Source organism: Serratia sp. LACPHL-BACT-2024-00286 (genome assembly GCF_043109535.1).
In the GTDB taxonomy this organism is placed as follows: domain Bacteria; phylum Pseudomonadota; class Gammaproteobacteria; order Enterobacterales; family Enterobacteriaceae; genus Serratia; species Serratia sarumanii.
The window spans coordinates 334346-357404 of the sequence record NZ_JBICNA010000002.1 but is presented as its reverse complement, the minus strand read 5'-3'; the positions used below and the strand labels follow the sequence as shown (position 1 = coordinate 357404).

At 63.3% G+C, this 23059-nt stretch carries 19 protein-coding genes; 12 read left to right on the top strand and 7 right to left on the bottom strand.

All coding sequences use genetic code 11. The annotated features are described in order from the left end of the window. The first annotated feature begins 55 nt into the window (after nt 1-55). The 5 genes from gcl to ACF8MC_RS08280 all read left to right on the top strand — a co-directional run bounded on the left by gcl (nt 56) and on the right by ACF8MC_RS08280 (nt 6300). Nucleotides 56-1837, top strand: a complete 1782-nt coding sequence (gcl, locus tag ACF8MC_RS08300) for a glyoxylate carboligase (protein WP_033637372.1) — start codon at nt 56-58, stop codon at nt 1835-1837. A gap of 11 nt (nt 1838-1848) precedes the next feature. Further along, nucleotides 1849-2628 (top strand): hydroxypyruvate isomerase, encoded by a 780-nt coding sequence (hyi, locus tag ACF8MC_RS08295; RefSeq protein WP_049196311.1) that lies wholly within the window; start codon nt 1849-1851, stop codon nt 2626-2628. Between the two features lie 10 nt (nt 2629-2638). Next, nucleotides 2639-3520: a 2-hydroxy-3-oxopropionate reductase gene (gene glxR, locus ACF8MC_RS08290; RefSeq protein ID WP_126191809.1), complete on the top strand. Its 882-nt coding sequence runs from the start codon at nt 2639-2641 to the stop codon at nt 3518-3520. A gap of 254 nt (nt 3521-3774) precedes the next feature. Beyond that, a complete protein-coding gene (locus ACF8MC_RS08285; protein ID WP_223307168.1) occupies nt 3775-5028 on the top strand; it encodes an MFS transporter in 1254 nt (417 codons plus the stop codon). 129 nt (nt 5029-5157) lie between these two features. Continuing rightward, complete coding sequence (locus tag ACF8MC_RS08280) at nt 5158-6300, top strand: glycerate kinase (protein WP_164105033.1); 1143 nt, start codon at nt 5158-5160, stop codon at nt 6298-6300. A 53-nt stretch (nt 6301-6353) separates the two neighbouring features. Here the strand turns inward: ACF8MC_RS08280 and allE are convergent, their stop codons facing one another. The 4 genes from allE to allD form a co-directional block, all read right to left on the bottom strand. Next, nucleotides 6354-7139, bottom strand: a complete 786-nt coding sequence (gene allE, locus ACF8MC_RS08275) for a (S)-ureidoglycine aminohydrolase (RefSeq protein WP_033637377.1) — start codon at nt 7137-7139, stop codon at nt 6354-6356. 57 nt (nt 7140-7196) lie between these two features. Continuing rightward, the gene (locus tag ACF8MC_RS08270) at nt 7197-8456 is read right to left on the bottom strand and encodes an MFS transporter (protein ID WP_047568949.1); all 1260 of its coding nucleotides are present in this window, start codon (nt 8454-8456) and stop codon (nt 7197-7199) included. Next, nucleotides 8453-9700: an allantoate deiminase gene (gene allC, locus ACF8MC_RS08265; protein ID WP_033653226.1), complete on the bottom strand. Its 1248-nt coding sequence runs from the start codon at nt 9698-9700 to the stop codon at nt 8453-8455. Before allC ends, ACF8MC_RS08270 begins: the two co-directional genes overlap by 4 nt. A 172-nt stretch (nt 9701-9872) precedes the next feature. Beyond that, entirely contained in the window at nt 9873-10922 is a 1050-nt protein-coding gene (allD, locus tag ACF8MC_RS08260) for an ureidoglycolate dehydrogenase (protein ID WP_015376901.1), read from the bottom strand. A 358-nt stretch (nt 10923-11280) separates the two neighbouring features. On the opposite strand from allD, the gene ACF8MC_RS08255 reads away from it, so the two are divergent. From ACF8MC_RS08255 to cfa, 5 genes are all read left to right on the top strand, one after another. Further along, nucleotides 11281-12948 carry an acyl-CoA synthetase FdrA gene (locus ACF8MC_RS08255; RefSeq protein ID WP_074026634.1) on the top strand — a complete coding sequence of 556 codons (1668 nt, stop codon included), beginning with the start codon at nt 11281-11283 and terminating at the stop codon, nt 12946-12948. Between the two features lie 9 nt (nt 12949-12957). Beyond that, complete coding sequence (locus ACF8MC_RS08250) at nt 12958-14223, top strand: DUF1116 domain-containing protein (protein WP_041033722.1); 1266 nt, start codon at nt 12958-12960, stop codon at nt 14221-14223. Between the two features lie 16 nt (nt 14224-14239). Next, a complete protein-coding gene (locus tag ACF8MC_RS08245) occupies nt 14240-15109 on the top strand; it encodes a DUF2877 domain-containing protein (protein ID WP_164105032.1) in 870 nt (289 codons plus the stop codon). A 21-nt stretch (nt 15110-15130) separates the two neighbouring features. Next, on the top strand, nt 15131-16033 hold the full coding sequence (locus ACF8MC_RS08240; RefSeq protein WP_033653223.1) for a carbamate kinase: 903 nt from the start codon (nt 15131-15133) through the stop codon (nt 16031-16033). A 194-nt stretch (nt 16034-16227) separates the two neighbouring features. Beyond that, entirely contained in the window at nt 16228-17379 is a 1152-nt protein-coding gene (cfa, locus tag ACF8MC_RS08235) for a cyclopropane fatty acyl phospholipid synthase (RefSeq protein ID WP_033637384.1), read from the top strand. A gap of 125 nt (nt 17380-17504) precedes the next feature. Here cfa and ACF8MC_RS08230 read toward each other — a convergent pair whose 3' ends face one another. The 3 genes from ACF8MC_RS08230 to tesA form a co-directional block, all read right to left on the bottom strand. Further along, nucleotides 17505-18359: a co-chaperone YbbN gene (locus ACF8MC_RS08230; protein ID WP_033647233.1), complete on the bottom strand. Its 855-nt coding sequence runs from the start codon at nt 18357-18359 to the stop codon at nt 17505-17507. A 77-nt stretch (nt 18360-18436) separates the two neighbouring features. Beyond that, nucleotides 18437-19213, bottom strand: coding sequence for an SDR family oxidoreductase (locus ACF8MC_RS08225; protein ID WP_033637386.1), 777 nt, complete (start codon nt 19211-19213; stop codon nt 18437-18439). 26 nt (nt 19214-19239) lie between these two features. Beyond that, complete coding sequence (gene tesA / locus ACF8MC_RS08220) at nt 19240-19878, bottom strand: multifunctional acyl-CoA thioesterase I/protease I/lysophospholipase L1 (protein ID WP_160866764.1); 639 nt, start codon at nt 19876-19878, stop codon at nt 19240-19242. Here tesA and ybbA point away from each other — a divergent pair. Continuing rightward, entirely contained in the window at nt 19849-20535 is a 687-nt protein-coding gene (gene ybbA, locus ACF8MC_RS08215; RefSeq protein WP_004940192.1) for a putative ABC transporter ATP-binding protein YbbA, read from the top strand. The genes tesA and ybbA overlap by 30 nt on opposite strands. Further along, entirely contained in the window at nt 20532-22964 is a 2433-nt protein-coding gene (gene ybbP, locus ACF8MC_RS08210; protein WP_164105031.1) for a putative ABC transporter permease subunit YbbP, read from the top strand. Before ybbA ends, ybbP begins: the two co-directional genes overlap by 4 nt. The last annotated feature ends 95 nt before the right edge of the window (nt 22965-23059 follow it).

Here is a 23059-nt window from a genome sequence, read left to right as displayed (position 1 = left end):
TTTGAGCGTAATTTTAAGTTGGAAAAATTTTCCAATAAATTGAGGAGAGCATCACATGGCAATTATGCGAGCGGTAGACGCGGCAATGCACGTGCTGGAAAAAGAAGGGATCACCACCGCGTTCGGCGTGCCCGGCGCGGCGATCAACCCGTTCTACGATGCGATGCGGCGGCACGGCGGCATCAAACACTACCTGGCGCGGCACGTGGAAGGAGCCTCGCACATGGCGGAAGGCTACACCCGCGCCGCCGCCGGCAACATCGGCGTGTGCATCGGCACCTCCGGCCCGGCGGGCACCGACATGATCACCGGCCTTTACTCCGCCTCCGCCGACTCGATCCCGATCCTGTGCATCACCGGCCAGGCGCCGCGTGCGCGTTTGCACAAAGAAGATTTTCAGGCGGTAGACATCGAATCGATCGCCAAGCCGGTGACCAAGATGGCGGTCACCGTGCAGGAACCCGCGCTGGTGCCGCGCGTGCTGCAGCAGGCGTTCCACTTGATGCGATCCGGCCGGCCGGGCCCGGTGCTGATCGACCTGCCTTTCGACGTGCAGATGGCGGAGATCGAGTTCGATCCGGACACCTACTCTTCGCTGCCCGCCTATAAGCCGGCGGCCACCCAGGCGCAGATCGACAAAGCGCTGGATCTGCTGTGCGCGGCGAAAAAGCCGCTGATCATCGCCGGCGGCGGCATTCACAACGCCGACGCGGCGGATCTGCTGCAGCAGCTGGCGGAGATCTGCAACGTGCCGGTGATCCCGACGCTGATGGGCTGGGGCGCCATTCCGGACGATCACCCGCTGATGGCGGGCATGGCGGGCCTGCAAACCTCGCATCGCTACGGCAACGCCAACCTGCTGGATTCGGATCTGGTGTTCGGCATCGGCAACCGCTGGGCCAACCGCCACACCGGCTCGGTGGACAAGTACACCGCCGGGCGCAAGGTGGTGCACATCGATATCGAGCCGACGCAGATTGGCCGGGTGATCTGCCCGGATCTGGGCATCGTTTCCGACGCGCGCATCGCGCTGCAAATGCTGGTGGACACGGCAAAGCGCCGCTTCGAGCGCGGCGAGTTGCCGAATCGCGACGCCTGGTGCGCCGCCTGTCTGCAGCGCAAGCAAACGCTGCTGCGCAAGACCCACTTCGACAACGTGCCGGTCAAGCCGCAGCGGGTGTATGAAGAGATGAACCGTGCCTTCGGCCGCGACGCCTGCTACGTCACCACCATCGGGCTGTCGCAGATCGCCGCCGCGCAAATGCTGCACGTTTTCGAGCCGCGTCACTGGATCAACGCCGGCCAGGCCGGCCCGCTGGGCTGGACGTTGCCTGCGGCGCTGGGCGTGTGCGCCGCCGATCCGCAGCGCAAGGTGGTCGCGCTGTCGGGCGACTATGATTTCCAATTTATGATTGAAGAGCTGGCGGTCGGCGCACAGTTCAAGCTGCCCTATATCCACGTGCTGGTGAACAACGCCTACCTGGGGCTGATCCGCCAGGCGCAGCGCGGGTTCGATATGGATTACTGCGTGCAGCTGTCGTTTGAAAACATCAACAATGCGGAGATTGGCGAGTACGGCGTCGATCACGTCAAGGTGGCGGAAGGGCTGGGCTGCAAGGCGCTGCGGGTGTTCAAACCGGAAGAGATCGCGCCGGCGTTCCGTCAGGCCCAGGAACTGATGCAGCAGCACCGGGTGCCGGTGGTGGTGGAAATCATCCTGGAGCGCGTCACCAATATTTCCATGGGCACCGAGCTGGATAACGTCAACGAGTTCGAACCGGTGGCGGCAACGCCGGAAGACGCGCCGACCTCGGTCAACTTCTTTGATTACCGTTGAGGAGCCTTACCATGCCGAAATTTTCAGCCAACCTGTCCATGCTGTTCACCGAAGTCGATTTTATGCAGCGCTTCCGCCGGGCGAAGGAGCAGGGCTTCAGCGCGGTGGAATACATGTTCCCCTATGACTACCCGATCGCCGCGCTGCGCAGCGAACTGGAGGCGCATCGCCTGAGCCAGGTGCTGTTCAACCTGCCGGCCGGCGACTGGGCGGCGGGCGAACGGGGCATCGCCTGCTTGCCGGGGCGCGAAGCGGAGTTCCGCGACGGCGTCGGGCGCGCGATCGAGTATGCGCAGGCGCTGGGCTGCGATCGCATCAACTGCCTGATCGGCAATCCGGATCCCGCCGTCGGCCGCCATACCACCGACGAACGGGTGAAGGAGAACCTGAGCTACGCCGCCGACACCCTGGCGCGGCAGAATATCCGCCTGCTGATCGAACCGATCAACCGCTACGACATGCCGCAGTTCTACCTGCAAACCTCCCGGCAGGCGATCGAACTGATCGAAGCGATCGGCAGCCCCAACCTGTATCTGCAGTACGACCTTTACCACATGCAGCGCATGGAGGGAGAGCTGACGCAGACCCTTGAGCGCCTGCTGGCGAAGATCGACCACGTTCAGGTCGCCGACAACCCGGGGCGGCACGAGCCGGGCACCGGCGAAATCAACTGCGAGTTTATTTTCGCGCAGCTGGATCGCATGGGTTACCGCGGCTGGATCGGCTGTGAATACAAACCGCTCACCACCACGGAAAGCGGCCTGTCATGGATTAAAAAATACCTGTCTTGAGGAGATGAAAATGAAAGTGGGATTTATCGGTCTGGGCATCATGGGCGCGCCGATGGCGGAAAAGCTGATGGCGGGCGGGCACACGCTTTACGCCCATACCCGGCATCAGGTGCCGGCGGCGCTGTTGCAGCAAGGGGCCATTGCCTGCGGCGATCCGCAGCAGGTGGCGGATGAGGCGGACGTGATCTTCATCATGGTGCCGGACACGCCGCAGGTGGAGGAGGTGCTGTTCGGTGAACGCGGCTGCGCCGCCGGCAAGCTGAACGGCAAAGTGGTGGTGGATATGAGCTCCATTTCACCGCTGGAGACCAAGCGGTTCGCGCAGCGCATCAACCAGCTGGGCGCCCAGTACCTGGACGCGCCGGTTTCCGGCGGCGAAGTGGGCGCCAAACAGGGCACGCTGACCATCATGGTGGGCGGCGAGGAAGCGACCTTCGAACGGGTGCAGCCGCTGCTGGCGCTGATGGGCAAGAACATCACGCTGATCGGCGGCAACGGCGACGGGCAAACCTGCAAGGTCGCCAACCAGATCATCGTGGCGCTGACCATCGAAGCGGTCTCCGAGGCGCTGGTCTTCGCCTCGCGCGCCGGCGCCGATCCGGCCCGGGTGCGCGAAGCCCTGATGGGCGGTTTCGCCTCGTCGCGCATTCTGGAGGTGCACGGCGAGCGGATGATTAAGCGGGCGTTCGCGCCGGGGTTCCGCATCTCGCTGCACCAGAAGGATCTTAATCTGGCGCTGCAGGGCGCGAAGGCGCTGGCGCTCAGCCTGCCGAATACCGCCACTTGCCAGGAGTTGTTCAACGTCTGCGCCGCCAATGGCGACGGCGAACTGGATCACTCCGCGCTGGTGCGGGCGCTGGAGATCATGGGCAACCACCGGGTGGCCGGCTAAGAGTACCCCTGGCATTTAATTCGCCGGCTTATCGTTAGAATCAGAGATGTTCGACATTAATAACGCCCTCTTTATGATAAATAAAGAGGGTCCCCGCCAATCCAATAAAAAATGATTCAGCACAATAAAAAGTAAAAAGCAGGATGCCAACCGAGGAGACACTGAATATGGCAACCGATAATGCTGTTATTGATAAAGATATTCTTACCGCCCCTGACAAAAACCGTTTATATCGAAAAATCGCCTGGCGCATTATGCCCATTTTATTAGTGAGCTATATCGTCGGTTATCTCGATCGGGTTGGCATTTCGTTTTCGAAATTTCAAATGATGCCCGACATTCTGAACGGCAATGTCTCGATGGCCGAAGCCGTTTACGGGCTGGGCGCCGGGGTGTTTTTCATCGGCTATATCATCGCCGGGGTACCCAGTAATATTCTGCTGAGCCGCTACGGCGCCAGAAAGATCATCGCGCTGCTGATGGTGGTGTGGGGGGCGATTTCGATGCTGAGCATCTTTATCACCAACCCCTGGCAATTCTACCTGGCGCGTTTCCTGCTGGGGCTGGCGGAGGCCGGCTTCTACCCCGGCGTGATCCTCTATCTGACGCTGTGGTTCCCGTCCAGCCAGCGCGCCAAGATGACCGCGCTGTTCGTGTGCGGCATCCCGGTCAGCAACATCATCGGCGGCCCGCTGTGCGGGTGGATCATCGAGCACATGAACGGCCTGATGAATCTCTCCGGCTGGCAGTGGCTGTTCTTTATCAGCGGCCCGCGCGCGCTGCTGATCGCCATCGTTATCTTCTGTTTCCTGGATAACACCTATCAGAGCGCCAAGTGGCTCAGCCCGCAGGAGAAGGCGCTGATCAAAGAGGATATGGCGCAGAGCGCGCCGCGCCAGGGCGCCGCCGGCGGGCAGGAGTGGACGATGAAAAGCATGCTGAGATCGTCCGCGTTCACCAAAATGTGGCTGATTTGCTTCTGCACCGTGATGGGCCAGGGCGGGCTGGCGTTTTGGGTGCCGACCATCATTCGCGACACCGGCGTGACCTCGGTGATGGATATCGGCCTGCTGACCATGCTGCCGTACATGCTGGCGGTGGTGGCGATGCTGGTGGCCGCGCGCAGTTCGGACAAGCATCGCGAGCGGCGCTGGCACATCATCGTGCCGTTCTGCATCGCCGCGGTGTCGCTGATCTTCATCGGCCTGTTCCCGGACAACAAGCACGTGGTGATGGCGGCGCTGTGCGTGGCGGTGGCGTCGAGCCTGGTGCCGTCGCCGCTGTTCTGGAGCCTGCCAAACGCCATTTTTACCGGCACCTGCGCTGCGGCGGGCATTGCGCTCATCAATTCCATCGCCAATATCGGCGGTTTTATTTCACCTTATATCATCGGCTATTTCAAACAGCTGACTCACAGCAATTTGGCGGCGATGTGCGTCTTGTCGACAATGATGATACTGGGGGCGATATTAACCTACAGCGTGCCGGCGAAATGGGTCAATAAATAACAATTTCCTTCATCTTAATTAAATAGTCGGCAACAGTTCTATTTTATTTCGCCATGCATTTCTCATCTGATTATTTCAGCGGGGGAAGGCATGGCCATTTTTTATTTCGTCTCGAATAAAGGAGGCAGCATGAAAATTGTTATTGCACCGGATTCATTTAAAGAAAGCGTCAGCGCGGAGCGGGCGGCGCGGGCGATCGCGCGCGGCTTTCACGAGGTTTATCCCGATGCCGAGTGCGTCTGCCTGCCGATCGCCGACGGCGGCGAAGGCACGGTGGACGCGCTGGTGGCCGCCACCGGCGGGCGCAAAGTGAGCGTGGCCGCAACGGGGCCGCTGGGGGAACGGGTGGCGGCGTTTTACGGCGTCAGCGGCGACGGCAAGACGGCGGTGATCGAAATGGCGGCGGCCAGTGGATTGATGCTGACGCCGGCGGCGCGCCGTAACCCGCTGCTGGCGACCAGCTACGGCACCGGCGAACTGATCCGGCATGCGCTGGATCAGGGCATTCGCCACCTGATCCTCGGCATCGGCGGCAGCGCCACGGTGGATGGCGGCGTCGGCATGGTGCAGGCGCTGGGCGGGCGCTTCTACCGCCCGGACGGCAAGGCGCTGCCGTGGGGCGGCGGCGAGCTGGCGACGCTGAGCGGCGTCGATCTCGGCACGCTGGACGCACGCCTGCGGCAGTGCCGAATAGAGGTCGCCTGCGACGTAGACAATCCGCTGGTGGGGCCGCGCGGCGCGGCGGCGGTGTTCGGGCCGCAGAAGGGCGCGACAGCGGCGATGGTGGCGCAGTTGGAACAGGGCCTGACGCAGTATGCCGAGGTGATCCGCCAGAGTACCGGTCACGACGTGCGGCACGTCGCCGGCGGCGGGGCGGCGGGTGGCATGGGGATCGCCTGCCAGGTGTTTCTCGGCGCAACGCTGAAGCCGGGCATCGAGATCGTGATGGCGGCGCTGGGCCTGGAGCAGGCGCTGGCGGAGGCCGATCTGCTGATCACCGGCGAAGGGCGCATCGACAGCCAAACGCTGGGCGGCAAGGCGCTGTCCGGCGTCGCCCGTCTGGCGCGGGCGCGCGGTTTGCCGGTCATCGCGCTGGCCGGCGTGGTGGAGGAAGGGGCGGAGGCGCTGCACGCGCAGGGAATCGACGCGATGTTCAGCATTCTGCCGCGCCTGAGTGCGCTGGAGGCCGCGCTGTCGCAAGGGGAGCTCAACCTGCAGCGCAGCGCCGCCAACGTCGCCCGCGCGATGCGCATCGGCCGGCGATTGGGATAAAAAAGAAGGCCACGCTGCGCGAGCAGGTGGCCTTGGTTTTGGCGGCGAAGCGCTTACGGCTCGACGTCGCGGTTGCAGTCCTTGGAGTAGATGTAGCTGAAGGTTTCCTGGCCCACCGCATAGCCTGCCTGCTGCACATAGGCACCCATGAAGATATAGTCGCCTTGCTTCACCGGCATCCATTCATTGTCCAGGTTGTACACACCGGCGCCGCTGAGAATGTAGGCGCCATGCTCCTGCACGTGGGTCTCGATGTAGCCGTGGCTGGCGCCGGGGGCGAAGGAGAGGATGTGCATATTCATGTCGAAGCCCAGATCTTTCGGCAGCAGATCCTGCAGGATCACCTCGCTCATGCCTTCGTAGTGGATCTTTTCCAGGTTGGCGACGTTGTTGCTGACCACGTGCGCCTCGTAACCCTTGATGCGCTGGTAGCGGCGCTTGTAGAGGAACAGGCGGCTGGATTGGCCGCCGTTGGCGTTTTCCAGCCGCAGGGTGACGCCCGCCGGGCAGTAAAGATAGCCGCCGGCGGTCAGCGGGTAGTCGGTGGCGTCGGCGGAAGCGGTGATGGCGCCGTCGATGACGTACACGAAGGTTTCGATCTCTTCGCCGCCAAAGCCTTTAGTGTTGCGGCCGCAGTCGTGCAGCGTCACCAGATAATCGACGAAGGTGGCGCCCAGTTTCGGCGTCGACAAGATGGTGACGTCGCAGTTTTCAAAACCGGGAATGACGTTGCGCACCAGGCCGTTCGGCGGGATCAGCGCATAGTTGCCGCGTTTGATGATGGCGCGCGTTGACAGAATGTCGGTTGGATATCCGGTTTGATTGTTGAAGTAACCCACGTTGATTCTCCTGATCGTTGAAAGGGCGCCGCGGCGGCGCCCGGTAAAAAAGCGCCGTCAGGCCTCGGTGGCCGTTCGGGTTGGCGTAGTGCGTTTCATCAAGACGTTGACGGTGAAGAAAATGGCGGTGCCCACCAGCAGGATGGCGGCGGAGATGTAAAACCCCATCACCTTGGAGCCGGTGCTGTCGGAGATCACGCCGGTGAGGAAGGGGGCGATCACCGACGAGGACATGCCGAAGAAGTTGAACACGCCGAAGCTGGTGCCATAGCCTTTCTTCGGCGCGTTGTCGGCGACGAAGGAGATCATGATCGGATCGACCGCCAGCTTGCCCAGCAACCCGTACAGGATCAGGCTGATCAGCAGCATGGTGGAGTCCGGCGAAATGACGGTGCAAACCAGCATCACCGCCGCGCACAGCTCGAGGAAAATGATCAGCTGCACCTTCTTGTTGCGGAAACGGTCGGACATGCGGCTGAAGAACAGCGCGCCCGGCACCGAGGCGAACGCCACCAGGGCGGAGGAGAAGCCGATGGCCACCCCTTCAAAGCCGCGCTCTTGCTGCAGGAACGAGGGCAGCCAGGTGACTATCATGTAGTAGCCGTAGCAGGTGGCGAAGTACATCGCGTAGGCGGAGATCATGCGCAGGCTGAACAGGCCGCTGGGCTGGCCGTCCTCCTCGGGCTCGGCAGCCGTCGGCGCAACGGTCTGGCTGACGGCCGCCGCGGCGTGAGGCTGCGAGCCTTTGATGACCACGGCGAACACCAGCGTCATCACTACCAGCAGGCCGGTGATGATGAACAGCATGATCTGCCAGTTCATGTTGAAGCTTTTCACCAGCAGGCTGGAGGCGATCAGGCCGATGGCCATGCCGAGCGCCGAGCCGCTGTTGATCACCGCGGTCGCCAGGCCACGGCGTTCCAGCGGGATATTCTCCGACGACAGAGAGTAGGCCGAGCCGTAATAAGAGCCGCAGCCCATGCCCGCCAGCAGGCTGCCGGCATAGACCATGGTCAGGCTGGTGGCGTTGCCGATCAGCAGCGTGGCGATGATGAACAGGCAGAAGCCCGGGATCAGCACCACCTTCTTGCCGAATTTGTCCACCAGGATGCCCGCCGGGATCTGCATCCCGGTGTAGGCGAAGAAGTAGAAGCTGGCGATCAGCCCCATTTCCGCATTGGAGTGCGCGCCGATGGTTTGTTGGATCTCGGGGAAGATCGGCGTCAGGACGGTGCGATAGATCCAGATCACCGCCCAGCCCAGACAGAGCACGACGACGATCTTTTTCCAGTAGCGCGGGTCGATGTCGTTGCTCATGCCTCGGCCCCCTGTTCGGTGTAGGCCAGCTGATACAGCGTCTGCGCCAGGATTTTCACCCCTTCGTTCAAATCGGCGACGGCGGTTTTTTCCGCCGGGTTATGGCTGATGCCGGCGATGCTCGGCACGAACATCATCACCGTCGGCACGCGCGGGGCGAAGATTTGCGAGTCGTGTCCGGCGCCGCTGTGCATCATGCGGTAATTCAGCCGCTGCGTTTCGCACAGGCGGCTGACGCAGGCCACCAGCTGTTCGTTCATCGGGATCGGCGCTTCGTCCATCCACAGATCGATCTCGGCCTCGATGCCCATCTCGGCGCAGATGCGCTGGATATCCTGCTCGATCTCCTGCGTGAAGCGCAGCAGCGCGGCCTGATCGGTGTGGCGGCAGTCGAGGGTGAAGTGGGTGAAGCCCGGCACCACGTTGACGGTGTTCGGCTTCGGCTCCACCTTGCCGAAGGTCAGCACCAGCGGATCGCCCTCGGCGCGCGCCTTGGCGATCGATTCGCAGCAGATGCGGCTGAAGGCGTGCACGGTATCCCGGCGGTAGCTCATCGGGGTGGTGCCGGCGTGGTTGGCTTCGCCCTGCAGCCGCACGTCATAACGCCGTTGGCCGACGATGCTGGTCACCACGCCGATGGTTTTGCCTTCGGTTTCCAGCACCTTGCCCTGTTCGATATGGATCTCGACGAAGGCCGCGATGTCGCTGCGCAGCGGCTGATGCGGCGGGGGGAAATCGAAACCGGCGTCGTGCATGGCGTTGACGAAGCCGACGCCCTTGGCGTCCGTAATGTGCTGCACGTCTTCCCGCCGGGCCAGGCCGACGATGTTCTTGCTGCCCCAGAACACATAAGGGAAGCGGCTGCCTTCTTCTTCCGCCAGCGCGATGACTTCCAGGCTGCGCAGCGGCGGACCGTAGGTGTCTTTGAGGTGTTTGATCGCCATGAAGGCGGCTTCGATACCGAACTGGCCGTCGAGGTTGCCGCCGTTGACCACCGTGTCGATGTGCGAACCGGAGAGAATCACCTGGTCGGGGTATTTGCTGCCCTCCAGTCGGCCGAACAGGTTGCCGACCGCATCAAAATGGGTGCTCAGCCCGGCGGCCTCGAAGGTGGTTTTCAGCGCGTGCTGCGCTTCGATCCATTCCGGGGTATAAAGCAGACGCGTCATGCCGCCGCTGGGGTCGGCGCCGATTTTCGATAACCAGCCGGAAATATCACGGATTTCTTGTTGGAAGTCTTTCATGTTTACCTGCCCGCATGTTGTGTCTCAGCGGCGATGCGGCCAGGGCGGAGGCTATTCGCCGCCGGCCGACCTATTGCGCTGAGCGCGCTGATGAAGGTTTTCTTTTTTCTCCCCGGCTCAGAAATATCAACCGCGAGCCGCGGCGTAAAAAACCCACGATAATAAGAGAGCGTTAACTGGCGAAGGGATCTTTATGGTCGTAAGAACGCTGGTAAATAGCATTTGAAATTAAGTATTGATAAATATCATCGACGATTTCGATGCCGTTTTTCTCGCTTTCCATTTCACGCGCATGGCTGTTCTGCCCTGGATAAAGCACTTTGCTGACGCCCGGCGCCGGCTTAACGGCATTCAACTCTTTCATGACCTGGCTGATATTTTTACGGAACGCCGATTCGTTGGTGAAATAACCCGGATTCAGGACGATATGCAATTGCCCCAATTCCCGGCCGGCGCTGAGATCGTGATACATCGAGCTGACGTGTTTGCCGAACGGCAGGCCGAGCAAAATGCCCGACAGCACGTCGACCATCATCATCAGGCCGTAGCCTTTCGGCCCGGCGATCGGCAGCAGCCCGCTGACGGCGAACGGATCGGTGGTGTGCTTGCCCTCGGCGTCCACCGCCCAGGTGTCGGGGATGGCGGCGTTGCGCGAGCGGGCGTCCAGCACTTTGCCCCAGGCCTGCACGGTGGTGGCCATATCGAAGGTGATCAGCTCGTCGCCTTCGCCCGGCGCGGAGAAGGCGATGGGGTTGGTGCCGTAGTAGACCTCGGCGCCGCCGTACGGCACCACCATCGGATCGGACTGGCACAGCGAAATGCCGACCATGCCGGCGCGCGCCGCCTGCTGCACGAAGTAGGACAGCGCTCCACTGTGGCCGATGCGGCGCACGCCCACCACCGCCACGCCGTTCTCTTTCGCCATTTCAATGGCGCGATCCATGCTCAGCTTGGCCGCCACGTGCCCGGCGCCGTTGTCGCCGTCGAAAATGGCGCTGCAGGGGCCGGTTTTCTCAAAGGTGAAATGCGGGTGATTATTGGTGCCGCCTTTGCTGATGCGTTCGGAATAGTATTCGACCCTGACCGCACCGTGAGAATGAATGCCGCGCGCATCGGCATGAACCAGCACGTCGGCGACGATGCCGGCGTGTTCCTGGCTCAGGCCGGCGGCGTGAATTTTTTGCTGGATAAGCTGATGTAATTGTTGTTTAGAGACCTTCATATATAGTCCTTTTATCACTACGGTTTATTTAATTCGCCTCTGCGTTGTAATGTATAAATACCGGGGGGGAATAATGTGATCCAGATGCGTTTTATCCGATTGGATTAAAAATTCGTTGAATTAAATCGCCATTGTTAGAAGTTTTTTTATAAATACTTTTTCCCTTCTGGATTAACTAATATTCAGGTGATTAAGTTATTTTTTCTAACAATGGATAAAGTGTGACCGTACTCACCTCGGGGCACGATTTTAATTTGTAGCTTGATAATTAACCTTTTCGCTGAATTCAATGCGTCGCCGTGCCGCCGGTGCGGGAAATATTGCCGATATTATTAAATGCTGTCTTAAGGATATCACCATGATCCATGCTTTTATTAAAAAGGGGAGCTTTCAGGATTCCGTCAGCCTGATGTTGATCTCCCGCAAACTCAGTGAATCTCCCAAGGTCGAGGAAATATCCGTCATGATGGGGACACCGGCCAATAAATCCTTATTGGAGGTGACCGGTTTCTGGCACCCGCAGTTTAGCGAAGCGACGCCGAACGATATTTGCGTGGCGATCAAGGCGGAGTCCGCCGACGAGACGATCGCCGAGGAGATCGGCGCGGCGTTGGAGACGGCGCTCAAGGCGATTGCGCAGGGCAGCCAGGGCGGCAAAAAACTGCTGCGGGCACGCAGCTGGCGCACCGCCAGGCAGAAGCTGCCCGCCGCCAATCTGGCGCTGATCTCGATCGCCGGCGAATACGCGGCGGAGCTGGCGGATAGCGCGCTGGAAGACGGCTGCAACGTGATGATGTTCTCCGACAACGTCAGCGTGGCGCAGGAAGTGGCGCTGAAAACCAAGGCGCGCGAACGCGGGCTGATCGTGATGGGGCCGGACTGCGGCACCGCCTGCATCGCCGGCGCGCCGCTGGCGTTCGCCAACGTGGCGCCCGCCGGATCTATCGGCGTGGTGGGCGCCTCCGGCACCGGCATTCAGGAACTGATTTCGCAAATTACCCTGGCAGGCCAGGGCATCTCGCACGCCATTGGCCTCGGCGGGCGGGATTTGACGGCGGAGATCGGCGGCATCAGCGCCATCAGCGCGCTGCGCATGCTGGCGGCGGATCCGCAGAGTCTGGTGCTGGCGTTCGTGTCCAAACCGCCGGCGCCCGAGGTGCGCCAGCGGGTGATCGACGAGATGAAAGCGCTCGGTAAGCCGGTAGTGGCGCTGTTCCTCGGCGCGCAGTCCGCCGTGCGTCAGGAGGGCAACATCACGTTCGCCGCCACGCTGGATGAAGCGGCGCGGCTGGCGGCGGTGCTGGGCTACGTGCAGCAACAGGCGGCACAACAGCCCGCGGTGCCCGGCGGCAAAATCGCCGGGCTGTACGCCGGCGGCACGCTGGCGGCCGAATGCGCGATGCTGCTGGCGGAAAAACTGTCCCTGCCGGTGGATAGCGAGCACCCGCGCGGCGCCATGCTGGTGGCCGACGGCCATCGCATCATCGACATGGGCGATGACTTTTATACCCAGGGGCGCCCGCACCCGATGATTGACCCGACCGCCCGCAATCAAGAAATCGCCCGCCTGGCACAGCAGCCGCAGACCGGCGTGTTGCTGCTGGATGTGGTGATCGGCTTCGGCGCTCAGGACGATCCGGCGGCGTCGCTGGCGGCCGAGGTGGCCAACGTGCGCGCGGCGCGCGGCGCGGCCCACCCGCTGGCGGCGATCGCCACCGTCACCGGCACCGAACAGGATCCGCAGCAGCGCTCGCGGCAAATCGCCACCCTGCAGGAAGCCGGCATCGCAGTGATGCCGTCGCTGCCGGCGGCGGTCGCGCTGGCGCACCAGCTGATTACCCCCGTCTTACCCGCACCTGAACGCGAACGGCCGGCCTTGCTGGACGGCGTCGCGGTGATCAACGCCGGGCTGCGCAGCTTCGCCGATGACCTGCAAACCAGCGACATCCCGGTGGTGCACTACCAGTGGGCGCCGGTGGCCGGTGGCGATCAACGATTAGCCAACATCTTGAAAAAATTAAAGTAAGGAACCGCTATGTACGCAACGATTGAGCAAGCAAACGCCGCCGTTATCGCCCGTATCCGCGAGGCGCGCCCGCACTGGCAGGATGTGGATCTGGCGCACCGTTTGATCCCGCAGCTGGCCGAAGGACGCAAGCTGCTGCACGCCGGCCCGCCGGTCACCTGGCAAGAGATGAGCGGCCCGGTGCGCGGCGCCTGCATCGGCGCCTGCCTGTTCGAAGGCTGGGCGCAGGATGAGCAGCAGGCGCTGGCGCTGCTGGAGCAGGGGGAGATCGAGTTCATCCCGTGCCACAGCGTGAGCGCGGTGGGGCCGATGGGCGGCATCACCTCGGCCCACATGCCGATGGTAGTGGTCAGGAACACCGTTCACGGCAACTACGCCTACTGCAACATGAACGAAGGCATCGGCAAGGTGATGCGCTTCGGCGCCTACGGCGAGGACGTGCAGCATCGCCTGCGCTGGATGCGCGACTCGCTGGCCCCGGTGTTGAAAGCGGTACTGGCGACGCTGGAGGAGGGGATCGATCTGACCGCGCTGATGGCGCAGGCGATCAGCATGGGGGACGAATTCCACCAGCGCAATATCGCGGCCTCGGCGCTGCTGATGCGCAGGCTGGCGCCGGAGATTAGCCTGCTGCCGCGCGATAAGGCGGAGCTGGCGCAGGTGATGCAGTTCCTCAGCATCACCGATCAGTTCTTCCTCAATCTGGCGATGGCCTACTGCAAGGCGGCGATGGACGCCGGGGCCGAGATTGAGCAGGGCACCATCGTCACGGTAATGACCCGCAACGGCAAGAACTTCGGTATCAAGATCAGCGGGATGGGCGATCGTTGGTTCACCGCCCCCGTCAATACGCCGGAAGGGCTGTTCTTCTCCGGCTTCAGCCAGGCGGACGCCAACCCGGACATCGGCGACAGCGCGATCACCGAAACCTTCGGCATTGGCGGCGCGGCGATGGTCGCGGCACCGGGCGTGACGCGCTTCGTCGGGGCTTCCGGCGGCATGAGCGCCGCCACCGACATCTCCGAGGAAATGGCGGAGATCTACCTCGAGCGCAACATGATGCTGCAGATCCCGACCTGGGACTTCCAGGGCGCCTGCCTGGGGCTGGATGCGCGCCGGGTGGTGGAAACCGGCATCACGCCACTGATCAACACCGGCATCGCCCACCGCGAAGCCGGGGTCGGGCAAATTGGCGCCGGCACGGTGCGCGCGCCGCTCGGCTGCTTCGAGAAAGCGATCGAAGCGCTGGCCGATAAGCTCGGCATCACGGCGTAAGCGAACGGAGGGGCGTATGGACATTATCGCGTTGGCCGGCAGCCGCCATGCGACGCAAGACTACGGCGCGCTGCGCTGCGTCGGCAGCTTCAACAACGCGATCAATTTCCTGACGGAACGCGCGCGGCTGCTGACGCTGCACCGCGCCGGCAGCGGCCTGAGCCCGATGGGGTGGCAGCTCAGCGCGCGGGATTTCGATCGCGTGCGGCGTGCGGTGCCGTCTGTACGACGCTGCGCCTTCTCCGCCGCAGGCATCACGTTGGATGCGCTCCTGGTGCGGCCCGCCGCCGCGGCGCGGGATCTGGCGCTGACATCGCGCGCGGCCATTGCCGATCGGCCGCTGACGGCGGTATTGCAGCGCTGCACGGCGCAGTGCGGGTTACACGGCGAGCTGGGCCGATTGGTGAAGCGGCCGTTAACGCCGGAGCCGGCCGCGCTGGCGCGGGATTTTTCCCGTTGGCTGCGGGGCGACACGGTCGACTGGCGCCAGGCGCTGGGCAAGGGGCCGGGGCTGACGCCGAGCAACGACGACACCTTGCTCGGCCTGCTGCTGAGCGCCTACCTCGACAGCCGCATCCCGGTTACCGGGCTGGCGCCGTTTTTCGCCCAGACGCCACCGCTGGACGCGCTGACCACGCTGGTGAGTGCGCACTACCTGCGTTACGCCGAACAGGGCGTGTTCGCCACGCCGCTGCATGCGCTGGCGCGGGGGCTGCGGGCGCCTGAAGAGGTATCGGCGGCGGTGGCGGCGGTGCTGAGCCTGGGGCACTTTTCGGGAGCGGACACGCTGCTGGGCGTGTGGCTGGGGGTGACGACGATTAACGCACTGTGCGGCGCGCGGTGTGAACACGAGGGCCGGATCGCGGATCCGGCCGGAACGGTATGATTTCAACTACGGGTGCAAACCATGAAAACTTTGGTCATTGCGTTGGGCGGCAACGCCCTGTTGCAGCGCGGAGCCGTGCTCTCTGCGGAAAATCAGTATAAGAGCATCGCCCTCATCGCCGACGCCATCGGCAAGCTGGCGCAGAAATACCGCATTGCCATCGTACACGGCAACGGGCCGCAGGTGGGGCTGCTGGCGTTGCAGAACCTGGCGTACCGCGACGTGCCGCCCTATCCGCTGGATATTCTGGTGGCCGAAAGCCAGGGCATGATCGGCTATATGCTGGCGCAGCAGTTGAGCGCCAGCCATCCGCAGCAACCGGTGTCCACGTTGCTGACGCGGGTGCTGGTGGATGCGCAGGATGCGGATTATCTGGCGCCGAGCAAGTTCATCGGGCCGGTGTATGCGCCGGAACAGCGGCAGGCGCTGGAGGCCAAATACGGCTGGACGCTGAAGGCGGACGGCAACTACATCCGCCGGGTGGTGCCTTCGCCGGCGCCGCAAAAGATCCTCGACATCGAGGCGATCACGCTGCTGCTGGCGCAGCGGCACATCGTGATCTGCAACGGCGGTGGCGGCATCCCGATGATCGCCGGCGAGCGTGGGCTGACGGGCAGCGAAGCGGTGATCGACAAAGATCTGGCGGCGGCGCTGTTGGCGGAGCAGGTGGGAGCCGATCATCTGGTGATCCTCACCGACGCCGACGCGGTGTATCAGGAGTGGGGCACGCCGCGCCAGCGCGCCATTCGGCGCGCCACCACGCAGGAGCTGGCGCCGATGGCGGTGGCGGACGGCGCCATGGGGCCGAAGATCATGGCGGTCAGCCGCTTCGTCGATCGCACCGGGCGCACGGCCCATATCGGTGGCCTGCAGGATATCGACGCGGTGCTGGCGGGCCAGGCCGGCACCTCTATTTTGCCTTAGCCGCCGTCGGTTTATCCGCGCCCGCGCTGGCGCGGATAAGTATGCCTAAATGGCATGATTTCAATAATTTTTATTCATTTCATGATGTTGCTCGCCTTGGCTAGAGTAAATACACCCCGGTATTTACCGTCAAAAATTTGTCATTTTTATTTGCGACTATGCTTTTTGAAATGACATTTCGGCCAAGGATTGTTATGGATTCGCTCAGTGTTGATGAACTCGCCCAGAAGAAGGATCGCTGGTATCGCATTGTGGAGGAGATGTTGGCGGAAGCCGGCGTCGCCATCAACGGCCCGCGCGCCTGGGATATTCGGGTGCACAACCCGGCGCTGTTCAAACGCATTTTGCAGGAAGGCTCGCTCGGTTTCGGCGAAGGCTATATGGACGGCTGGTGGGAGTGCGAACGGCTGGATATGCTGTTCACCCGCATTCTGCAGGCCGGCGTCGATGAGCGGCTGCCGAAAAGCCTGAGCGACATCGCGCGCATCGCCTATGCCCGGCTGTTCAACCGCCAATCGCGCAAGCGCGCCTGGCAGGTGGGCAAAGAGCACTACGACATCGGCAACGACCTGTTCCGGGCGATGCTCGATCCCTACATGCAATACTCCTGCGGTTACTGGAAAGAGGCGCAGACGCTGGAGCAGGCGCAGCAGGCCAAGCTGCGGATGATCTGCGAGAAACTGCAGCTGAAACCGGGCATGACGCTGCTGGATATCGGCTGCGGCTGGGGCGGGCTGGCGCAGTTTGCGGCGCAAAACTACGGCGTCTCGGTGCACGGCGTGACCATTTCCGCCGAGCAGCAGAAGCTGGCGCAGGCACGCTGCGCCGGGCTGGATGTCGAGATCTTGCTGCAGGATTACCGCGATCTGGATCGCCAGTTCGATCGCATCGTGTCGGTCGGCATGTTCGAGCACGTCGGGCCGAAAAACTACGAGACCTATTTCAGCGTCGCGGCGCGCAACCTGAAGCCCGACGGCCTGTTCCTGCTGCACACCATCGGTTCCAATCAGACCGATCTCAACGTCGACGCCTGGATAGACAAATACATCTTCCCCAACGGCTGCCTGCCTTCGGTGCGGCATATCGCCGAGGCCAGCGAAGGGCGTTTCGTGATGGAGGATTGGCACAACTTTGGCGCCGATTACGATCGCACGCTGATGGCCTGGCTGGAGAACTTCAAACGGGCGTGGCCAGAGTTGGCCGGCGGCTATTCCGAGCGCTTCGAACGCATGTTCACTTATTACCTGAACGCCTGCGCCGGCGCGTTCCGTTCGCGCAACATTCAGCTGTGGCAGGTGTTGTTCAGCCCGGCGGGCGTGGAAGGCGGGGTGCGGGTCTATCGCTGATATCCCTTCGTCTTTCCCGCTGCACCGTTGTTGGCTGCACGTTCGAACCCCTGGTCACTTAGTTATCTAAGCTCCCAGGGCTCCTCACGTTTGCCGCCTGGATGCAGCTTCAGGTATGACGGGTATCAGTACAGCAGGGAGTACAGCTGGCGGCGATACTTAGCGGCCAGCGCGTCGCCGGTGCCGAGCGCGGCCAGAATGTCCATCAGGGTCTTGCGCGCGTTGCCGTTGGCGGCGGCCAGATCTTTCTTCAGATGCCCCATCAGCAGTTCCAGCGCTTCTTCGTTACGCCCGACCTGATGCAGCTGCAGCGCCAGCTGCACCGCCAGCTCGACGTTGCCCGGCTGCTGCTGTACCTGCTGTTGCAGCTGTTGGATTTCCGGCGTGTCCGCCGCCTGCTTCAACAGTTCAATCTGCGCCACCAGGCCCTGATAGCGGGTATCGCGATCCTGCAGCGGGATGGTCGCCAGCACCGCTTCGGCGTCTTCGCTGCGGCTGAGCGCGATCTGAGTTTCGGCCAGGGTCAGGCCGATGTCGCTGCGCTGTTGGCTGCTCTGCCAGGCGTCTTTCAGCAGCGGCAGCGCTTCGGCAGCGTTGCCGGCGGCCAGCAGTTCCTGCGCCTGCGCCAGTTTCAGATCTTCTTCCTTCGGCAGGAAACGCTGCAGCAAGTCGCGGATCGCTTCTTCCGGCTGCGGGCCCTGGAAGCCGTCGACCGGCTGACCGTCTTTGAACAGATAGACGGTCGGAATGGAGCGCAGCCCGAATTGGGAGGCGATCATCTGTTCGGCGTCGCAGTCCACCTTGGCCAGAATGAACTGGCCGGCGTATTCCGCCGCCAGTTTGTCGAGCACCGGCGTGAGCTGCAGGCAGTGTTGGCTGCGCTCGGACCAGAAGTAGAACAGCACCGGAATGGACATCGACTGTTCCAGCGTCTGGTGCAGGTTAGTTTCGTTAATATCAACAACAGCTTGAGCTAGCATCTTTTTTCTCTCTGATCGTGCGGAGCCATGGGGTGTAGATGGGGGCGCGCCGCCATTCTTCAACCCCGGCGGGCGAATTAAGCGTTGCTGCGCAGCAGCCAATCCAGACAGCGGCCCGGCAGAATGCGGCGCAGCACGCTCATCGCGTGCGCCAGCAGGGTCACCGGGTAGCGCAGTTTGGCGCGCGGGCTTTCCAGCGCGTGGCGCAGCTTGGGCAGAATGGCCTCCGGCGGCAGCGTCAGGCGCTTGGCGATGCCGGGGTTATGCACCGGTTTGTCGCTCTGCGTCTGATTGACGTTCTGGCTAAAGTGGGTGGAAATCGGCCCCGGTTCGATCAGGCTGACCTGAATGCCGCTGCCGTGCAGCTCCATGCGCAGCGCGTCCGACCAGGCTTCCAGCGCGAATTTGCTGGCGGCGTAGGCGCCGCGCCCGGCGCTGGAGACCAGGCCCATCACCGAGCTGGTCTGGATAATGCGCCCTTCGCCGTGCGGCAACATCGCCGGCAGCAGCAACTGGGTCAACTGGTGGGTGCCGAACAGATTGGTGGCGAACTGCCGCTCCAGCTGGCTGCGCGAGATGCCGCTGAGCGGGCCGTAAACGCCGAAGCCGCCGTTGTTGAACAGGCCGTACAGACGGCCGCCGGTCAGCGCGATCACCTCGGCGGCGGCGCGCTCGACGCTGGCGCTGTCGTCCAGATCCAGCTCGATGCCTTCCAGCCCGAGCTGGCGCATGTTTTCCACGTCCTGCGGCTTGCGGCAGGCGGCCAGCACCCGGTAGCCGCGGTTGCGCAGATCCTGCGCCGCAATCAATCCAATTCCGCTGGAGCAGCCGGTTATCAATACTGCTTTTTGCATAACTTTACCTAGTGTACGACCCTAATTTAGTTAGACTCATGTTTTACTAGCGGTTCCAGGCGCTCCGCCATCCAGGTGGCGATAAACGGCTGGGCGTCCCCATTGGGGTGCAATCCGTCATCCTGCATCCATTCCGGCTTCACCACCACCTGTTCCATATAGAACGGCAGCAGCGGAATGTTGAACTGCCTGGCCAGCGCCGGGTAGACGGCGCTGAACGCTTCGGTATAGCGGCGGCCGTAGTTCGGCGGGATGCGAATTTGCATCAGCAGCGGCTGTGCGCCGGCCTGCTGCACCCGCGTGATGATCTGGCCGAGATCGCGCTGCATGTCCGGCGCCGGGAAACCGCGCAGGCCGTCGTTGGCGCCCAGCTCGATCAGCACCCAGCGTGGCTGATGCTGTTTCAGCAGCGCGGGCAGACGCGCCAGCCCCTGTGCGGCGGTGTCGCCGCTGATGCTGGCGTTGACCAGCTGCGGCGCGCCCGGTTTTTTCTGCCACTGTTCGGCCAACAGCGTCGGCCAGGCCCGCTCGATCGGCAGGCGGTAGCCGGCGCTTAAACTGTCGCCCAAAATCAACAAGGTATCGGCGGCGACAGCGCGTAAACTGAATAATCCCAACAGCAAAAGGAAGGGAAGATGCCAGCGGAAAACGTTCTTGAAGTTCATCATCTTAGTAAACACGTTGGTCAGGGTGAGCATCAGCTCACCATCCTTACCGGAGTCGAGCTGCTTGTCAAACCCGCGCAGACGATCGCCCTGATCGGCGAATCCGGATCGGGAAAATCGACCCTGCTGGGCATTTTGGCCGGGCTGGATGACGGCAGCGAGGGCGAGGTGCGCCTGCTCGGCGAGTCGCTGACCGCGCTGGACGAAGAAGGCCGCGCCGCGCTGCGCGCCAGGAACGTCGGCTTCGTGTTTCAGTCGTTCATGCTGGTGCCGACGCTGAACGCGCTGGAAAACGTGCAACTGCCGGCGCTGCTGCGCGGCGAGAGCGACAGGCAGAGCCGCGAGCAGGCGGTGCAGCTGCTGGAACAGCTGGGATTGGGCAAACGGCTCGATCACCTGCCGGCGCAGCTGTCCGGCGGCGAGCAGCAGCGTGTGGCGCTGGCGCGCGCCTTCAGCGGCCGGCCGCGGGTGCTGTTCGCCGATGAACCGACCGGCAACCTCGATCGCCAGACCGGCGATCGCATCGCCGACCTGTTGTTCTCTCTCAACCGCGATTTTGACACCACCCTGATCCTGGTGACCCATGACGAAACCCTGGCGGCGCGCTGCCAGCGGCGGCTGCGGCTGCGTGAAGGCAAGCTGTGGGAGGAAGCATGATCTGGCGCTGGTTCTGGCGCGAATGGCGCTCGCCGTCGCTGCTGATCGTTTGGCTGGCGTTGACGCTCTCCGTGGCCTGCGTGCTGGCGCTGGGCAGCATCAGCGATCGCATGGACAAAGGGCTCAGCCAGCAGAGCCGCGATTTTATCGCCGGCGATCGGGTGCTGCGCAGCGCGCATCCGGTGCCGGAAGGCTGGCTGCTGGACGCGCAGCAGCAGGGGCTGACGCTGAGCCGCCAGCTGTCGTTCACCACCATGACCTATGCCGGCGACCGGCCGCAGCTGGCGGACGTGAAAGCCACCGATTTGGCCTATCCGCTGTATGGCAAGCTGGAAACGCGCCCGGCCAACATCAAGCCCGAACCGGGCAGCGTGCTGGTGGCGCCGCGTCTGCTGGCGCTGCTGAACGTGAAAGTGGGGGATTCGCTCGAGGTGGGCGACACCACGCTGCGCATCGCCGGTGAAATCATTCAGGAACCGGACGCCGGCTTCAACCCGTTCCAGACCGCGCCGCGCATCATGATCAACCTGGCGGACGTCGATAAGACCGGCGCGGTGCAGCCGGGCAGTCGCCTGACCTACCGCTACATGTTCGCCGGCGCCGAGCCGGATATTCAGCGTTACGAGGAGCGGCTGACGCCGCAGTTGACGCCGGATCAGCGCTGGTTCGGGCTGCAGGAGTCCGGCAGCGCGCTCGGCAAGTCGCTGCAGCGATCCCAACAGTTCCTGCTGCTGTCGGCCCTGCTGACGCTGCTGTTGTCGATCGCCGCCGTGGCGGTGGCGATGAGCCACTATTGCCGCAGCCGCTACGATCTGATCGCGGTGCTGAAAACCCTCGGCGCCGGGCGCGGCGCGCTGCGTAAACTGATCGTCGGCCAGTGGCTGGCGGTGATGGCGCTGGCGGCGGTGTGCGGCGGGGCGATCGGGCTGGCGTTCGAAGCGCTGTTGATTCGCCTGCTGAAGCCGGTGTTGCCGGCCGCGTTGCCCGCCGCCGGCGCCTGGCCGTGGCTGTGGGCGCTCGGCGCGCTGGTGCTGATTTCGCTGCTGGTCGGGCTGCGGCCGTACCGTCAGCTGCTGGCTACCCAACCGCTGCGGGTGCTGCGCCGCGACGTAGTGGCCAACGTCTGGCCGCTGCGCTACTTCCTGCCGGTGACGGCGGCGATCGTGGTGGCGCTGCTGGTGACGCTGATGGGGGCCAGCACGCTGCTGTGGGCGATCTTGGCGGGCATGGCGGTGCTGGCGCTGCTGCTGGGCGGCATCGGCTGGGGCAGCCTGCAGCTGCTGCGCCGCATCACGCTCAAGAGCCTGGCGCTGCGGCTGGCGGTCAACCGCCTGCTGCATCAGCCGTGGGTGACCATCAGCCAGCTGGCGGCGTTCTCGCTGTCGTTTATGCTGCTGGCGCTGTTGCTGGTGCTGCGCGGCGATTTGCTCGACCGCTGGCAGCAACAGCTGCCGCCGGACAGCCCGAACTATTTCCTGCTCAACATGACCGAGGCGCAGGTGCCGCAGGTTAAAACCTTCCTGCAGCAGCACCAGATCAAGCCGGAAACCTATTATCCGATCGTCCGGGTGCGCCTGACCGAGATTAACCAGCAGGTGGCGACCGAGCGGGTGCATGAAGACGATCCGGGCGGCGAGGCGGTGAACCGCGAGCTGAACCTGACCTGGTTGGCCGATCTGCCGGATCACAATCCGCTGGTGGCGGGCAATTGGCCGCCGAAAGCCGGCGAGGTTTCGATGGATGAAGGCATTGCCGGGCGGCTGAAGATCACGTTGGGCGACACGCTGACCTTCAGCGGCGATACCCAGGCGTTCAGCGCCAAGGTCACCAGCCTGCGCCAGGTGGATTGGGAAAGCCTGAAGCCGAACTTTTACTTTATCTTCCCGCCGGGCGCGCTGGACGGCCAGCCGCAGACCTGGCTTACCAGCTTCCGCTACGACGGCGACGGTCAGATGCTGACCCAGCTCAACCGCCAGTTCCCGACGCTCAGCCTGATGGACATCGGCGCGATCCTGAAACAGGTCGGCGGCGTGCTGCAGCAGGTCAGCCGCGCGCTGGAGGTGATGGTGGTGCTGGTGGTGCTATGCGGCGGCCTGCTGCTGCTGGCGCAGGTGCAGGTTGGCATGCGTCAGCGCCGCCAGGAGCTGGTGGTGTATCGCACGCTGGGCGCCGGCAAACGGCTGCTGCGCCGCACGCTGTGGTGCGAGTTCGCCCTGCTGGGGCTGGTGGCGGGCATCGCGGCGGCGGTGGGCGCCGAGGCGGCGCTGTGGCTGCTGCAGAGCCGGGTGTTCGACTTCCCGTGGACGCCGACGCCGGTGCTGTGGTGGGCGTTGCCGCTGGCCAGCGCGCTGCTGCTGTCGCTGTGCGGCGGCTGGCTGGGCGTGCGCCTGCTGCGCGGCCGGGCGCTGTTCCGCAGTTATGATGGCTGATCTTGCTATCGCAGGTCCGTTGCTGCCAAGCGCGGCCGGGCCTGCCGATTTTCCGCCGCGCGTTACCGTGGCTTTTCTCCTTGTGCCCTTCCGCA

Bases quoted from the DNA above. Each gene is read 5' to 3' on its own strand.
- gcl (WP_033637372.1), top strand. From the start codon at position 56: ATGGCAATTATGCGAGCGGTAGACGCGGCAATGCACGTGCTGGAAAAA.
- hyi (WP_049196311.1), top strand. From the start codon at position 1,849: ATGCCGAAATTTTCAGCCAACCTGTCCATGCTGTTCACCGAAGTCGAT.
- glxR (WP_126191809.1), top strand. From the start codon at position 2,639: ATGAAAGTGGGATTTATCGGTCTGGGCATCATGGGCGCGCCGATGGCG.
- ACF8MC_RS08285 (WP_223307168.1), top strand. From the start codon at position 3,775: ATGCCCATTTTATTAGTGAGCTATATCGTCGGTTATCTCGATCGGGTT.
- ACF8MC_RS08280 (WP_164105033.1), top strand. From the start codon at position 5,158: ATGAAAATTGTTATTGCACCGGATTCATTTAAAGAAAGCGTCAGCGCG.
- ACF8MC_RS08270 (WP_047568949.1), bottom strand. From the start codon at position 8,456: ATGAGCAACGACATCGACCCGCGCTACTGGAAAAAGATCGTCGTCGTG.
- allC (WP_033653226.1), bottom strand. From the start codon at position 9,700: ATGAAAGACTTCCAACAAGAAATCCGTGATATTTCCGGCTGGTTATCG.
- allD (WP_015376901.1), bottom strand. From the start codon at position 10,922: ATGAAGGTCTCTAAACAACAATTACATCAGCTTATCCAGCAAAAAATT.
- ACF8MC_RS08255 (WP_074026634.1), top strand. From the start codon at position 11,281: ATGATCCATGCTTTTATTAAAAAGGGGAGCTTTCAGGATTCCGTCAGC.
- ACF8MC_RS08250 (WP_041033722.1), top strand. From the start codon at position 12,958: ATGTACGCAACGATTGAGCAAGCAAACGCCGCCGTTATCGCCCGTATC.
- ACF8MC_RS08245 (WP_164105032.1), top strand. From the start codon at position 14,240: ATGGACATTATCGCGTTGGCCGGCAGCCGCCATGCGACGCAAGACTAC.
- ACF8MC_RS08240 (WP_033653223.1), top strand. From the start codon at position 15,131: ATGAAAACTTTGGTCATTGCGTTGGGCGGCAACGCCCTGTTGCAGCGC.
- cfa (WP_033637384.1), top strand. From the start codon at position 16,228: ATGGATTCGCTCAGTGTTGATGAACTCGCCCAGAAGAAGGATCGCTGG.
- ACF8MC_RS08230 (WP_033647233.1), bottom strand. From the start codon at position 18,359: ATGCTAGCTCAAGCTGTTGTTGATATTAACGAAACTAACCTGCACCAG.
- ACF8MC_RS08225 (WP_033637386.1), bottom strand. From the start codon at position 19,213: ATGCAAAAAGCAGTATTGATAACCGGCTGCTCCAGCGGAATTGGATTG.
- ybbA (WP_004940192.1), top strand. From the start codon at position 19,849: ATGCCAGCGGAAAACGTTCTTGAAGTTCATCATCTTAGTAAACACGTT.
- tesA (WP_160866764.1), bottom strand. From the start codon at position 19,878: ATGAACTTCAAGAACGTTTTCCGCTGGCATCTTCCCTTCCTTTTGCTG.
- ybbP (WP_164105031.1), top strand. From the start codon at position 20,532: ATGATCTGGCGCTGGTTCTGGCGCGAATGGCGCTCGCCGTCGCTGCTG.